Raw genomic sequence first — 14,217 nt, 5'->3', positions numbered from 1 at the left:
CGCCCGAAAGGGGCCCACGATGTCCTCGCCCGCGCTCCGCCGCGCCTGTGCCGCGCTCGCCGCCGTCACCTCGCTCACCCTCGCCGCCGCGGCCTGCGGCGGCACCACGAAGGACTCGGCCAAGAAGGACGACTCCGCCGCGTCCTCGAACGCCGAGGCCGACCCCGGGGCCGCCACCAAGAAGGGCCTCGACGTCGCCTTCCTGCCCAAGCAGGTCAACAACCCGTACTTCACGGTCGCCGACAAGGGCGGCGAGAAGGCCGTGAAGTCGCTCGGCTCCACCTACAAGGAGACCGGCCCCAACAGCGCCACCGACACCAGCGGCCAGGTCAGTTACGTCAACACGCTCACCCAGCAGCAGGTCGACGCGATGGCCGTGTCCGCGCAGGACCCCGGCGCCCTGTGCACCGCCCTCAAGCAGGCCATGAAGAACGGCATCAAGGTCGTCACCTACGACTCGGACACCAGGCCCGAGTGCCGCAACGCCTTCGTCTCGCAGTCCAGCGCCGAGGCGCTCGGCCGCAGCCAGGTCCAGCTCCTGGGCGAACAGCTCGGCTACAAGGGCGACATCGCGATCCTGTCCGCGGCCCAGACCGCGACGAACCAGAACATCTGGATCGGCTTCATGAAGGACGAGCTGAAGAAGCCGAAGTACAAGGACATGAGGCTGGTGAAGGTCGCGTACGGCAACGACGACGCCCAGCAGTCCTTCCAGCAGACCCAGGGCCTCCTCCAGGAACACCCCCGGCTCGCGGGCATCGTCTCGCCGACCACCGTCGGCCTCAAGGCGGCCGCCCAGTACCTGTCCGGCTCCAAGTACCGGGGCAAGGTCGCGCTCACCGGCCTCGGCACCCCCAACGACATGCGCAAGTACGTCAAGAACGGCACCGTCGAGGGCTTCGAGCTGTGGGACCCGGCGAAGCTCGGCGCGCTCGCCGCGCACACGGCCGTCGCCCTGTCCTCGGGGCAGATCACCGGGAAGGCGGGCGAGACCTTCGAGGCCGGTGACCTCGGTACCTTCACCGTCGGCAAGGAGGGCGTGATCGACCTGGGCAAGCCCACCGTCTTCACCGGCGAGAACATCGACGACTACCACTTCTGACCGGCCCGCCGCCGGGCACCCCGCACGGTGCCCGGCCCACGACGTCACCGGCGCGCGCACGGGTAATCTGACCCCTCCCGCCAGTCCTCGCTCCATGGAGGTCCCCGCCCGATGGCCCAGTCGGTGGGTATCAAGGACGTAGCCCGCGCCGCCGGCGTGTCCGTCGGCACGGTCTCCAACGTCATCAACCGCCCGGACACCGTCGCCTTCGGCACCCGCTCGCGCGTGCTGTCCGCCATCGACCGGCTCGGCTACGTGCGCAGCGAGTCGGCGCGCCAGTTGCGCGCCGGGCGCAGCCGCATCATGGGCCTGCTCGTCCTGGACATGGGCAACCCCTTCTTCGTGGACGTCGCGCGCGGCGCCGAGCGGGCCGCACGCGACGCGGGGCTCGGCGTCATGGTGTGCAACAGCGCGCAGAACCCCGCCGAGGAGGCCGAGTACCTCTCCCTCTTCGCCGAGCAGCGGGTGCGGGGCGTGCTGCTCACCCCGGCCGACGCGAGCGGCCTCAACATCGACGCCTTCCGGCGGCACGGCATCCCGTTCGTCCTCGTCGACCGGGTCGCCGAGGGCACGTCGGAGTGCTCCGTCTCCGTGGACGACGTCGCGGGCGGCGCGCTCGCCGTCCGCCACCTGGCCGACGCGGGGCACCGCCGCATCGCCTACGTCAGTGGCCCCCCGGCCCTCAATCAGGTCAAGGACCGGCGGGAGGGCGCCCTCCAGGCCCTCGCGGAGGCGGGGCTGCCGCCAAAGGCGCTGCGTGAGCTGCCCACCGAACGGCTCGACGTCGCGGCGGGCCGCGACGCGGGCGCCCGCCTCCTCGGGCTCGCCGAGCGGCCCACCGCCGTGTTCTGCGCCAACGACCTGCTCGCCCTCGGCGTCCTCCAGGCGATGTACGCGGCCAAGGTGCGCGTCCCCGAGGACATGGCGATCGTCGGCTACGACGACATCGAGTTCGCGGCGGCCGCCGCCGTGCCGCTGACCTCCGTGCGCCAGCCCGCCGTCACCATGGGCGCGCTGGCCGCCGGACTCCTGCTGGAGGAGACCGAGCCCAGCGGCGGCGAACCCCACGAGCACCGCAGGCTGGTGCTGCAACCGGAGCTGGTCGTCCGGTGGTCGAGCCTCGGCTCACGCTGACGGGAGGGGCGGGCGCGGCGCGACCCGCGCGGGCCCCGGGACCCAGGAGGGGCGCGCCCCGTCTAGGAGTTCTCCTCGCCCGCCTCGCGGCGCCGCAGCTCCTCCTCGCGGCGGCGCAGGTCCGCCTCCCAGCTCGCCAGCCGGTCGTCGCCCTTCCTGGGCTCCGGGGTCTCCGGGGTCTCCGGGGTCTGCAAGGGCTCCGAGGGCTCCGGGGACCCGGGCGCCTTCGCCGGCGGAGGCGTGTCGGCCGGCGGGTTCTTCTTCAGCGAGTTCAGGAACTCCGGGTTGTCGTCGGGGGCGACCCAGCCGCCGCGCGCCGCGCCCGGACCGGCGTAGGCGCGCTGCTTGCCGATGATCAGCCAGGAGACCGAGCCGACGAGCGGGAAGAGCAGCACGAGGATCGCCCACAGCGGCTTCGGCAGGTAGCGGATCTCCTTCTCGTCGCTCGTCACACAGTCGATGAACGCGAAAACGCTCAGTGCCAGCGGCACGAGAATCATCAGCACCCGGAGCATGGCGCTCTCCTTCGCGGGTCGCGGCGTGAGCCTCCGGTACGGGCCCCGTTACCCGGCCAGGTTATCCGGTGCCGGATACTGGACCGCATGGCTTACGACGATCTCCGCTCGCTGCTGAGGGCCCTGGAACGCGACGGCGACCTCACGCGCGTCAAGGCAGAAGTCGACCCCTACCTGGAGGTCGGTGAGATCGTCGACCGGGTCAACAAGGCCGGCGGTCCCGCCCTCCTCTTCGAGAACGTCAAGGGCTCGGCGATGCCGCTCGCGATGAACGTCTACGGGACGGACCGGCGGCTGCTCAAGGCGCTCGGCCTGAAGTCCTACGACGACATCGGCGACATGATCGGCGGACTGCTCAAGCCGGAGCTGCCGAGCGGTTTCGTCGGCGTCCGCGAGGCCTTCGGCAAGCTCGGCTCGATGGTGCACGTCCCGCCGAAGAAAGTGAAGGACGCGCCCGTCCAGGAGGTCGTGCTGCGCGGCGAGGACGTCGACCTGGACCGGCTGCCGGCCCTCTTCACCTGGCCCGAGGACGGCGGTTCCTTCTTCAACCTCGGCCTGACCCACACCAAGGACCCCGAGTCCGGGGTGCGCAACCTCGGCCTCTACCGGCTCCAGCGCCACGACGCGCGCACCATCGGCATGCACTGGCAGATCCACAAGGACAGCCGCAACCACTATCAGGTCGCCGCCCGGCGCGGGGAGCGGCTGCCCGTCGCCATCGCCTTCGGCTGCCCGCCCGCCGTGACCTACGCGGCGACCGCCCCGCTGCCCGGCGACATCGACGAGTACCTGTTCGCCGGTTTCGTGCAGGGCAGGCGGATCGACATGGTCGACTGCGTGAGCGTCCCGCTCCAGGTGCCCGCGCGGGCCGAAGTGGTCCTGGAGGGCTGGCTGGAGCCGGGCGAGACGCTGCCCGAGGGGCCCTTCGGCGACCACACCGGGTTCTACACCCCGCAGGAGCCGTTCCCCGCGCTCACCATCGACACCGTCACGATGCGGCGCCGCCCGCTGCTCCAGTCGATCGTGGTGGGCCGGCCGCCCACCGAGGACGGGCCGCTCGGCCGCGCCACCGAACGGTTCTTCCGGCCGCTGCTCAAGGTGATCGTGCCCGACATCGTGGACTACCACCTGCCCGAAGCGGGCGGATTCCACAACTGTGCGATCGTTTCCATTGACAAGAAGTACCCGAAGCACGCCCAGAAGGTGATGCACGCGGTCTGGGGTGCGCACATGATGTCGCTGACCAAGCTCATCGTGGTCGTCGACTCCGACTGCGACGTGCACGATCTGCACGAGGTCGCCTGGCGGGCCTTCGGCAACACGGACTACGCGCGCGACCTGACCGTCGTGGAAGGCCCCGTCGACCACCTCGACCACGCCTCCTACCAGCAGTTCTGGGGAGGCAAGGCCGGGATCGACGCGACCAGGAAACTGCCCGGGGAGGGCTACACCCGGGACGGCGGCTGGCCGGAGATGGTGGTCTCCGACCCGGAGGTCGCACAGCGGGTCACCAAGCGCTGGAAGGAGTACGGGCTGTGAGTTCAGAGGCCACGGTCGGCGGGGGAACGGCGGCCCGGCCGCCGCAGTCCAGGGGCGGCGTCTCGGCGTTCCTGCGGCTCGTCATGATCGAGCACTCGGTCTTCGCCCTGCCCTTCGCCTACATCGCCTCGCTCACCGCGATGTTCGAGCTGGACGAGAACATCCACTGGGGCCGGCTGCTGCTCGTGACGGTCGCGATGGTCGGCCTGCGCACCTTCGCGATGGCCGCCAACCGCGTCATCGACCGCGAGATCGACGCCCGCAACCCGCGCACCGCCAACCGCGAACTGGTCACCGGCGCGGTCTCCGTGAGGTCGGCGTGGACCGGCGCCCTCGTCGCCCTCGTCGTGTTCCTGGGGGCCGCCGCGCTGCTCAACCCGCTGTGCCTGGCGCTCGCGCCGGTCGCGGTGGTCCCGATGGTCGTCTACCCGTACGGCAAGCGGTTCACGAACTTCCCGCACGCGATCCTCGGCCTCGCGCAGGCCATGGGGCCGGTCGGCGCCTGGATCGCGGTCACGGGCGAGTGGTCCTGGCACGCGGTGATCCTCGGGGTCGCCGTCGGCGTGTGGATCGGCGGCTTCGACCTGATCTTCGGCTGCCAGGACGTCGCGGCCGACCGCGCCCACGGGGTGAAGTCCGTCCCGGCCCGCTTCGGCATCCCCGCCGCGCTGTACGGGGCGCGCGGCTCCGCCCTCGTCACCACCGGCCTCCTCGTCTGGTACGCGCTGGCCACCGGCGCCGGGGTGTTCTTCTGGGCCGGCCTCGTCGTCGTCGCCGTCGCCTTCGTCTACGAACACTCCATCGTCCGCCCGCACGACCTCAGCCGCCTCAACCGCGCCTTCTTCAGCGTCAACGGCTTCATCGGCATCGCCCTGTTCGTGTGCGCGCTGCTGGACCTGCTGGTGCGGGGCCTGACGGTGTAGCCGGCGACGGCCCGGCCCCGCCGAACCGGCCGCCGAGGCCCTCGCGCCGCGCGGTGTCCGCCGCGACCACCCCGCCCCCGACGCGTACCCCGCCGAGTGCGTCACCTTCCGCTGTCCAACGGGTTGACATGTCCAGGCGCCCTCCCGAAGCTGGGAGGGCGCCTTTGCATCGATGTAATCGCCGGTACGCCGGTACGCCGGTACGCCGGTACGCCGGTCGGTGCGCGAGCGCGAGGCACACCTGAGGCGGGGGCCGTCCCCCACAGCCGCCTCCACCGCGGCCCCGCCCCGGACGTCGTCCCGGTCCGGTGCTCTCCCACCGGGCCGGGTCACCCCGGCGTCGAAGCGGAGGCCGATCAGGGGACGTGACGATGCGAACCTCCCGCCGTTTCCTCAGCGCCGCCGCCTTCGCCCTGACCGCCGCGCTGACCGCCGTGGTGTGTCCCCCCGCCGCCGGGCACGCCGAGGCCGCGCGGACCGGCCTGCGGGGCGCCGACCCGAGCGTGCTGCGCGTCGGGAACACCTACGTCGCGGTGCAGTCCACGGGCGGCGGGATCGCCGTGCGGCAGGCGTCCTCGACGGACGCGCTGGCCTCCGCCCCCGCCCGCCAGGTCTGGTCGGACGGCGCGGGGCACGGCGAGGTGTGGGCCCCGGAGATCGTGCGGGACGGCGGCCGGTACTACATCTACTTCTCGGCGGGGCGCGGCCCGGACCACCGGATGTACGTCATCGGCTCCGACAGCCCGGACAGCGGCTACGGGGCCGAGAGGAAGCTGGCCCTGCCCGAGGACAAGTGGGCCATCGACGGCTCCCTGTTCACCTTCGAGGGGCAGCGCTGGTTCGTGTGGTCCGGCTGGGCGGGGGAGACCAACGTCGAGCAGAACCTGTACGTGGCGAGGATGAGCGACCCCACCACGCCCACCGGCGCCCGGTACGTCATCTCGCAGCCCCGGGAGAGCTGGGAGCGGGTGGTGGGCGACCCGTTCGTCAACGAGGGCCCCGAGCCGGTCCGGGACCCGAACGGGCAACTGCACGTCGTGTACTCGGCCAACGGCAGCTGGAGCGAGCAGTACTGCCTCGGCGACCTGCGGCTGAAGGCGGGCGGCGACCCCGCCTACGTATGGGACTGGTACAAGTCCAACGGCTGCCTGTTCGGCTCCGACGGCGCCACGATGATGCCCGGCTGGGACCCGACGCTGTACGTCAACGGCCCCGGCCACCACAGCTTCGTACTCGCCGACGGGGACATCAACACCAGCCCGCCCGCCGGCCCCCGGTTCCCGCTCATGTTCCACGCCGTCCCCAAGGGCACCCCGTACGCCTGGGAGAACCGCTACTGGTACACCGGCACCTTCGCCTGGTGGGGCGATACGACGTACACCCGCGCCAACTCCCCGGGCGCGGCCTCGGACACCGGCTGGAGCCTGAAGTTCTTCGAGTGAGTCCCGCCGGGGTGACCGGGGGCCCGGCGGCGACGGACACCGCGCAGCCCCGACGGCCGGCCGGTCACCCCGCTTCGTCCCCGTGACGGAGCAGGCCCCCGGACAGCCGCCAGTAGTGCTGGTGTGAGGTCAGCCGCCAGGTCTCGTCGGCGTCGATGCCCCGGGTGACCAGCCCTCGGGACCCCCTGGCCGGAAGACAGACGCGGCCGCCGGGAGCCCCGGACCGGATGACAGGCCCCGCCCCGGGCCCCCAGACCGGAAGACCGGCACGGCGGGCCCCCTCTCCCCGGACGGCCCGACAAGCACGCCGCCCCTCCTGCTACCCCCCGCCGGTGCCCACCGCCGGCCGCCCCCTCGGTGTCCGCACCACGAAGGCCGCGACCACGCCGCCGATCAGGCCGAACAGGTGGGCCTGCCAGCTCACGCCCTCGGCCGTGGGCAGGGCGCCCCACAGGATCGAGCCGTAGACGACGGCGACGAGCAGGCCGAGGACGACGTCGAGGAGACGCCGGTCCACGAAACCGCGCACCAGCAGGTAGCCGAACAGGCCGAAGACCACGCCCGAGGCGCCCGCCGTCACCGAGTACGCGGGCGCCAGCAGCCACACGCCCGCGCCGCTGATCAGGATGACGACCGTCGACACCGCTATCAGGCGGCCCGCGCCCGACAGCGCGGTCAGGAAGGCGAGGACCAGCAGCGGGACGCTGTTCGCCGCGAGGTGGTCGAAGCCGAAGTGCAGGAACGCGGCCGGGACGATGTCGCGGATCTCGCCGGCCTCGCGCGGGCTGATGCCGTACGTGTCCAGCGCGTGGTGCGTCGCGGAGTCCACGAACTCCAGGAACCACAGCAGCGCGAGCCAGCCGCCCGACAGCAGCGCCGCGGTCCTGACCCGGCCTCCGCGTGAGCCGGCCCTGGTGGTCGTCGTCGTGTCCGGAACCATGGGCGCTCTCCCTCCCCTGTTCCCCTGGAACGACCGGAGCCGCGCCCTGGTTCCGCCCCCCGGGGCGCGGGCGGAGGCCGCCGGTTAGGCTCGACGGCGTGGAGCCAGCGAGGACGACGAACCAGCCGCGGGAGGACCGTGACCCCGTGCCCGCTCCCGGCGGCCCGCCGCGCAGGCCGTGGATCGTCGGGGTCTCCGGCGCCTCCGGCACCCCGTACGCCGCCGCCGTCCTGCGCGCCCTGCTCGCCGCCGGACAGAGCGTGGACCTCGTCGTGAGCCGCGCCGCCCGCCTCACCCTGCTGGACGAGACCGGCATCTCCTTCCGGGACGCCCACTGGCGCGAGGACCTCGCGCGGTGGCTCGCCCGGGGCGCCGACGGCAAACCCGGCACCTTCCCGGTGCCCGGCCTCGACGCCGTACGCCACTGGCCGGCCGGGGACCTCGGCGCCGGGCCCTCCTCCGGCTCGTACCCGGCGCGCGGGATGATCGTGGTGCCCGCCTCGACCGCGAGCGTCGCCGGGATCGCGCTGGGCCTGTCCAAGGACCTGCTCCAGCGCACCGCGAGCGTCACCCTCAAGGAGCGGCGCCCGCTCGTCGTCGCCGTACGCGAGACCCCCCTGAACCGCGCGACCCTCAAGCAGCTCCTCGCCCTCGACGAGGCCGGGGCCGTGGTGCTCCCCGCGTCCCCCGCCTTCTACGCGGGCGCCACCCACATCCAGGACCTCGTGGACTTCGTCGCCGGGCGGGCCCTCGACGCGGCCGGGGTCGAGCACGGTCTCTACCGCCGCTGGAGCGGGGAGCTGGGGGCCGCCCGGCAGAGCTGAGCCGGGGAGGACACCGCGCACACCCGGGGACGTCGGACACCGGGTCACCGGGGCTCTGAGAAACCCGCCGATCGGTGCGCTGTTTCGTAGGATTCGGCCCCTACGTACCTTCGAATCTGTATGTAAGCTCGCAGGGCCGCGAACAATGAAAGGTTACGGGGATTATGGACGCCGTGGACAGAAGGCTCATCCAGGCTCTGCGCGAGAACGGACGGGCCTCCTACGCGGAGCTGGGCCGCCTCGTCGGGCTCTCCGGACCGAGCGTCACGGACCGCATCAACCGTCTTGAGGCCGCCGGGGTCATCACCGGCTACCGGGCCACCGTCGACGCCGCCTCCCTCGGCCTGGGCGTGATCGCCCTGATCGGGATCTCGCTGAGCGACGCCGCCGACCACGAGGAGGTGGCCCAGCGGCTGCGCGATCTGAGCGAGATCGAGGACTGCTGGTTCATCGCGGGCGACGACTCGTACATGCTCAAGGTCCGCGCGAGCGACGTGGACGGTCTGGAGCGCACCATCCGCAGGCTGTCCGGTACGAGCGGCGTCTCGCGCACCCGCACCACCGTCGTCCTCTCCACCAAGTGGGAGAACCGGGTCGGCGAACTCCCCGAGGAGTCGGAGGAGTGAGGGCCGCCCGGGGCGGGCGCCGCCCGCCCCGAGCGCGGCCGCCGGCGGGGAGTACCGTGTGGTGGTCCGGTACGTAGACATTTGGGAGGCGGCCGCATGGATGCGGGACTCAAGCGTGAGCTGGAGCAGAAGGTCCGCGCCGGTGAGCGGTTGAGCCGTGAGGACGGGATCGCCCTCTACGCCAGCGACGACCTGGCCTGGCTCGGCGGTCTCGCCCACGAGGTGCGCACCCGCAAGAACGGCGACGTCGTCCACTTCAACGTCAACCGTCACCTCAACATGACCAACGTGTGCACCGCCTCGTGCGCCTACTGCTCCTTCCAGCGCAAGCCGGGCGAGAAGGACGCGTACACGATGCGCATCGAGGAGGCCGTCCGCCTCGCGAAGACGATGGAGGGGGAGAACCTCACCGAGCTGCACATCGTCAACGGCCTGCACCCGACCCTGCCGTGGCGCTACTACCCGCGTTCGCTCAGCGCCCTCAAGGAGGCGCTGCCCGACACGGTCGCCCTCAAGGCGTTCACCGCGACGGAGATCCACCACTTCGAGACGATCTCCGGGCTGCCCGCCTCCGAGATCCTCGACGAACTCATCGACGCGGGGCTCCAGTCGCTCACCGGCGGCGGCGCCGAGATCTTCGACTGGGAGGTGAGGCAGCACATCGTGGACCACAAGACCCACTGGGAGGACTGGTCGCGCATCCACCGCCTCGCCCACGAGAAGGGCCTCAAGACCCCCTCGACCATGCTCTACGGGCACATCGAGGAGCACCGCCACCGCGTGGACCACGTGCTGCGGCTGCGGGAACTCCAGGACGAGACCGGCGGTTTCCAGGTCTTTATCCCGCTGCGCTACCAGCACGACTTCGTGGACATGAAGGACGGCAAGATCCGCAACCGCCTCCAGGCGCGCACCACGATGGCCTCGGGCGCCGAGGCGCTCAAGACCTTCGCGGTCTCCCGGCTGCTGTTCGACAACGTCCCGCACGTCAAGGTCTTCTGGGTCATGCACGGCGTCCAGACCGCGCAGCTCGCCCTCCAGCACGGCGCGGACGACATGGACGGCTCGGTCGTCGAGTACAAGATCACGCACGACGCGGACAACTACGGCACGCCCAGCAAGCTGACCCGCGAGGACCTGCTCGACCTCATCCGGGACGCCGGTTTCCGCCCCGTCGAGCGCAACACGCACTACGAGATCATCAAGGAGTACGAGGGCCCGGACCCCGACCGCCGCGAGGCCCCGCAGGCCATGCGCGTCTGACCTCCCGCTCCCGTTCGGCCTCCCGGACCCCGGCACCGTCTCCTGACGGCGCCGGGGTCCCGTCGTCTGCCCGCCGCGCCGGGCACGGGGCCGCCGAAAGGTCTTGGTGCCCCGACTGGGTAATGGTTACCCTTCCCTCATGACCCTTACGTTCACGCTCGACCCGGCCGTCGACGCGAAGCTGCGCGACGAGGTTCTGGCCCTGTGGGCCGACGTCAGCAACGCGGGCGGCTCCGTCGGCTTCGTCCCGCCCGTGACCCCTGAGGACATCAGGCCCCAGCTCGTCAAGCAGCTCATCGGGATGGTCGAGGGCGACCGGCTCCTCGTCGGGCGCGACGAGGACGGCGTGGTGCGGGCCACCGCCTTCCTCACCCTCAACCGGCACCGTCTGATGCGGCACTGGATCTGGCTCTACACCGTGATGGTCCACCCCGGTCTCCAGGGGCGGGGCGCCGGCCGGGCCCTGCTGGACGCGGCGGCCGAGGCGGCGCGCTCCATGGACGGCGTCGAGGCGATCCGGCTGACCTGCCGGGGCGGCACCGGTCTGGAGGACTTCTACGCCCGCTGCGGCTACAAGGAGGTCGGCCGCGTCCCGGGCGCCATCCGCGTCGCTCCCGGGGACGACCGCGACGACATCGTCATGCTCAGGACGCTGGGCTGACCGGGGGGCGCGTGAGCCGGTGGGCGGCGGGCGCGTGAGCCGGTGACCCGTGGGCGCGTGAGCCGGTACGAAAGGGGCGGCCCCCTTGACGGCGGGCTGTCCCTTGCATGCTTCACTGGAGGAGCGCCCCGCCCCTAAGGGCCCCTTTCGACACGAAAGAGTGGATAGACATGCTCCGCTACACGCTGATGCGTCTCGGTATTTTCGCGGGCTGCTTCGTGGTGGTCTGGGGGCTCGTCTACAGCGGGGTGCTGCCCAAGGGGCTCGGCGACTCCAACTACCTGTGGGTGATCGCGCTCGCGCTCGTGCTCTCCGCGCCGATCAGCTTCGTCGTCCTGCGCGGCGTCCGGGACCAGGCGGCCGAGAACATCGTGGCCCGCGTGGACCGCGCGAAGACCAACCTCGCCGCGAACCGTTCCATGGAGGACGAGGCCGACGAGGCCGTGCGCGGCGAGCGTGAGCAGGAGACGGCGCGCACCCCGCAGAACGCGCAGAGCCAGGCCGGCTGAGCCGGTAGCGGCCCGTACGCCTGACGCGGCCCGTACGCCCGGCGCGGACCGTCCGGCGAGGACCATAGGCCGACGCGGGCCGTACTCCCGGCGAAGGCCATAGACCGACGCGGTCACCCTCCCGGCGAAGGCCGTACGCCCCGCGTCGCCGCCACCGGCAGTCCCGACCCAACTCCCTTACCAGATCGCCGTATACCTCGGTATGCGGCGATTTCCCGTGTCCGGAGACGGTCCGGGAGCCGCCCGGAGGGTGACCGCCGAGGCGGCCTCGCGGGCTGTCCGGAATCGGCCCACGGCGGCCCGCGCCCCAGAACTGCCCCAAAGGAAGGCTTTGATTAACCCAAAGCGCTGGTGTTAACGTTCTGGACATGACCCGTGCAGTGAGCGACCGCCACCCCATGAGCCCCGCGCTCGTGGCGCGCCTGCATGTCGATCTGTGCCGCCGGGTCACCGCGGCCTGTCGTCGCGGCTGAGCACTCTCCCGCGTACGTCCCCGTCCCCCTTCTCACCTTTCTGTCCTCACCGGAGTGTGTCGTGTCCGCGAACATATCCCCGGCGGGCCGCGAAGCCGCCGACCGGCAGCCCACCGCCCCGCCGCCCGCCAACCGCCGTTTCCCGAAGGTCCCGTTCTGGGCGCAGATCCTCGGCGGTCTCGTCCTGGGCGCCCTGCTCGGCTGGCTCGCCCGGGGCCAGGACATCTCCTGGCTCGGCACCACCCTGTCGAAGATCGGTGAGATCTTCGTGCAGCTGCTGAAGCTGGCCGTGGCCCCGCTCGTGTTCTTCGCGATCCTGGTGTCGATCACCAACCTGCGCAAGGTCAACAACGCGGCGCGGCTGGCCGTCCGCACCCTGCTCTGGTTCATGATCACCTCGCTGATCGCGGTCGCGATCGGCCTGGTCATCGGCCTGGTCACCAACCCGGGCTCGGGCACCGGCCTGACCCCCGCCGACGGGGGCAAGCCGCAGCACACCGGCTCCTGGATCGACTTCCTCACCGGGATCATCCCGCAGAACGTCATCGCGCCGTTCACCGAGCTGAACGTGCTCCAGATCGTCTTCCTCGCGGTCGTCGCCGGTATCGCCGTCCTCAAGATCGGCGACAAGGCGCAGCCGATCCTGACGCTGAGCGAGTCGGTCCTCGAACTGCTGCAGAAGGCGCTGTGGTGGGTCATCCGCCTCGCCCCGCTCGGCACGGTCGGCCTGATCGGCAACGCCATCGCGACGTACGGCTGGGACCTCATCGGCAAGTACGCGACCTTCACCGCCGACATCTACGTCGGTTGCGCGATCGTCCTGTTCGGCGTGTACCCGCTGCTGCTCTCGACGGTCGCCAAGGTGAGCCCGCTCCAGTTCTTCAAGGGCGCCTGGCCCGCGATCCAGCTGGCCTTCGTCTCCCGCTCCTCCGTCGGCACGATGCCGCTCACCCAGCGGGTCACCGAGCGCCTCGGCGTGCCGAAGGAGTACGCGAGCTTCAGCGTCCCGTTCGGCGCGACCACCAAGATGGACGGCTGCGCCGCGATCTACCCGGCGATCGCCGCGATCTTCGTCGCGCAGATCTTCGACATCGACCTCGGTGTCGGTGACTACCTGCTGATCGCCTTCGTCTCGGTCATCGGCTCGGCGGCCACCGCCGGCCTCACCGGCGCGACGATCATGCTGACCCTGACCCTCTCCACCCTGGGCCTGCCCATGGAGGGTGTCGGCCTGCTCCTCGCGATCGACCCGATCCTGGACATGATGCGGACGGCGACCAACGTCGCCGGGCAGATCGTGGTCCCGATCATCGTGTCGGCCCGCGAGAAGCTGCTCGACCTCACGGCGTACGGCTCCGCGCACGCCTCTCCGCTCGACGGCTGGGGAGACGACGAGGCGTCCGCCGGGAAGCCCGCCGACCGCCCGGCCGAACCGGTCGCCGTCTGACGCGCGCCACACCACCGACGCCCCGGCCCCCGGAGTCACTCCGGGGGCCGGGGCGTTCGCGTGGCACGGCCGTGGACGGTGACCGGGACGGTTTCGCACGCACGTACGCTTGCGGGGTGGACGGCGAGAGTACGCGGGTGGCGGAGGGCAAGGTCAAGGGGCGGGCGCGGCGGATGCCCCGGGCCGAGCGGGAGCGGGAGATGCTGGACGCCGCGGTCCGGGTGATCGGGCGCAGCGGCTACCAGGCCGCCTCGATGGACGAGATCGCGGAGGCCGCCGGAGTCTCCAAGCCCCTCGTGTACCTGTACCTGAACTCCAAGGAGGAGTTGTTCACCGCGTGCGTGGAACGCGAGGCGCGGACCCTGGTGGGCGCGGTCCAGGCCGGGGTGCGCGCCGGGGACCCGCCCGACCGCCAACTGTGGCGCGGGCTCACGGCGTTCTTCCGGTACGCGGCCGAACGGGCGGACGGCTGGCAGGTGTTGCACATCAGGGCCCGCACGCACGGCGAACCCTTCGCCCGCCTCGCGGACACGATGCGCGAACAGATCCTGGCCCTGGTGACCGCCCTCATCGCGGACGCGGCCCGCTCGGAACACGGCACACGGGACCTCCCGGCCCGCGAGGTCGAGGGCCTCGCCCACGCCCTGGTGGGCGCCGCCGAGTCCCTCGCCACCCGCGCCGGCTCGGACCCCACCCTCACCCCCGCCGAATCGGCCCGCACCCTGATGGCCTTCGCCTGGACGGGACTTGAGGGCCTGGTCGCGGGACGACGGTGGGCGGCGGGGGAGTGAGGGCACCGAGCGTGTCCACCAACCGGTG

Annotated in this window: 14 protein-coding genes; 12 read left to right on the top strand and 2 right to left on the bottom strand. The window is 71.7% G+C overall.

All coding sequences use genetic code 11. From position 1 onward, the window contains the following. Positions 1-19 precede the first annotated feature (19 nt). A complete protein-coding gene (gene rhaS, locus ACFYMP_RS13805) occupies positions 20-1,102 on the top strand; it encodes a rhamnose ABC transporter substrate-binding protein (RefSeq protein WP_388855623.1) in 1,083 nt (360 codons plus the stop codon). A gap of 111 nt (positions 1,103-1,213) precedes the next feature. After that, positions 1,214-2,236 carry a LacI family DNA-binding transcriptional regulator gene (locus tag ACFYMP_RS13800; protein ID WP_388855620.1) on the top strand — a complete coding sequence of 341 codons (1,023 nt, stop codon included), beginning with the start codon at positions 1,214-1,216 and terminating at the stop codon, positions 2,234-2,236. A gap of 62 nt (positions 2,237-2,298) precedes the next feature. On the opposite strand, the gene ACFYMP_RS13795 is transcribed toward ACFYMP_RS13800, so the two are convergent. Continuing rightward, positions 2,299-2,751 carry a PLD nuclease N-terminal domain-containing protein gene (locus ACFYMP_RS13795; protein WP_388855617.1) on the bottom strand — a complete coding sequence of 151 codons (453 nt, stop codon included), beginning with the start codon at positions 2,749-2,751 and terminating at the stop codon, positions 2,299-2,301. Positions 2,752-2,838: 87 nt separating this feature from the next. Here ACFYMP_RS13795 and ACFYMP_RS13790 point away from each other — a divergent pair, with 87 nt between their 5' ends. The 3 genes from ACFYMP_RS13790 to ACFYMP_RS13780 all read left to right on the top strand — a co-directional run bounded on the left by ACFYMP_RS13790 (position 2,839) and on the right by ACFYMP_RS13780 (position 6,655). Then, on the top strand, positions 2,839-4,290 hold the full coding sequence (locus ACFYMP_RS13790; protein WP_388855614.1) for a menaquinone biosynthesis decarboxylase: 1,452 nt from the start codon (positions 2,839-2,841) through the stop codon (positions 4,288-4,290). Beyond that, entirely contained in the window at positions 4,287-5,213 is a 927-nt protein-coding gene (gene mqnP, locus ACFYMP_RS13785; protein WP_388855611.1) for a menaquinone biosynthesis prenyltransferase MqnP, read from the top strand. The genes ACFYMP_RS13790 and mqnP overlap by 4 nt, the downstream gene beginning before the upstream one ends. Before the next feature lie 371 nt (positions 5,214-5,584). Continuing rightward, on the top strand, positions 5,585-6,655 hold the full coding sequence (locus ACFYMP_RS13780) for a glycoside hydrolase family 43 protein (protein ID WP_388855608.1): 1,071 nt from the start codon (positions 5,585-5,587) through the stop codon (positions 6,653-6,655). A gap of 319 nt (positions 6,656-6,974) precedes the next feature. Here ACFYMP_RS13780 and ACFYMP_RS13775 read toward each other — a convergent pair whose 3' ends face one another. Next, positions 6,975-7,595, bottom strand: a complete 621-nt coding sequence (locus ACFYMP_RS13775; protein WP_388855605.1) for a rhomboid family intramembrane serine protease — start codon at positions 7,593-7,595, stop codon at positions 6,975-6,977. Positions 7,596-7,741: 146 nt separating this feature from the next. On the opposite strand from ACFYMP_RS13775, the gene ACFYMP_RS13770 reads away from it, so the two are divergent. The 7 genes from ACFYMP_RS13770 (at position 7,742) to ACFYMP_RS13740 (ending at position 14,189) form a co-directional block, all read left to right on the top strand. Continuing rightward, on the top strand, positions 7,742-8,419 hold the full coding sequence (locus ACFYMP_RS13770) for a UbiX family flavin prenyltransferase (RefSeq protein ID WP_388856040.1): 678 nt from the start codon (positions 7,742-7,744) through the stop codon (positions 8,417-8,419). A 164-nt stretch (positions 8,420-8,583) separates the two neighbouring features. Further along, a complete protein-coding gene (locus tag ACFYMP_RS13765; RefSeq protein WP_363146835.1) occupies positions 8,584-9,045 on the top strand; it encodes an Lrp/AsnC family transcriptional regulator in 462 nt (153 codons plus the stop codon). A 96-nt stretch (positions 9,046-9,141) separates the two neighbouring features. Beyond that, complete coding sequence (mqnE, locus tag ACFYMP_RS13760) at positions 9,142-10,308, top strand: aminofutalosine synthase MqnE (RefSeq protein ID WP_388855601.1); 1,167 nt, start codon at positions 9,142-9,144, stop codon at positions 10,306-10,308. A gap of 139 nt (positions 10,309-10,447) precedes the next feature. Beyond that, positions 10,448-10,969 carry a GNAT family N-acetyltransferase gene (locus tag ACFYMP_RS13755; RefSeq protein ID WP_388855598.1) on the top strand — a complete coding sequence of 174 codons (522 nt, stop codon included), beginning with the start codon at positions 10,448-10,450 and terminating at the stop codon, positions 10,967-10,969. Between the two features lie 170 nt (positions 10,970-11,139). Further along, the gene (locus ACFYMP_RS13750; protein WP_388855596.1) at positions 11,140-11,478 is read left to right on the top strand and encodes a DUF4229 domain-containing protein; all 339 of its coding nucleotides are present in this window, start codon (positions 11,140-11,142) and stop codon (positions 11,476-11,478) included. 534 nt (positions 11,479-12,012) lie between these two features. Beyond that, a complete protein-coding gene (locus ACFYMP_RS13745) occupies positions 12,013-13,398 on the top strand; it encodes a dicarboxylate/amino acid:cation symporter (RefSeq protein ID WP_388855592.1) in 1,386 nt (461 codons plus the stop codon). A gap of 173 nt (positions 13,399-13,571) precedes the next feature. Continuing rightward, positions 13,572-14,189, top strand: coding sequence for a TetR/AcrR family transcriptional regulator (locus ACFYMP_RS13740; protein WP_388856037.1), 618 nt, complete (start codon positions 13,572-13,574; stop codon positions 14,187-14,189). The last annotated feature ends 28 nt before the right edge of the window (positions 14,190-14,217 follow it).

The organism is Streptomyces sp. NPDC007088 (assembly GCF_042869355.1).
Taxonomy (GTDB): Bacteria; Actinomycetota; Actinomycetes; order Streptomycetales; family Streptomycetaceae; genus Streptomyces.
Note: the sequence above shows the minus strand (reverse complement) of the source record. Positions and strands in the feature narration are given on the sequence as shown.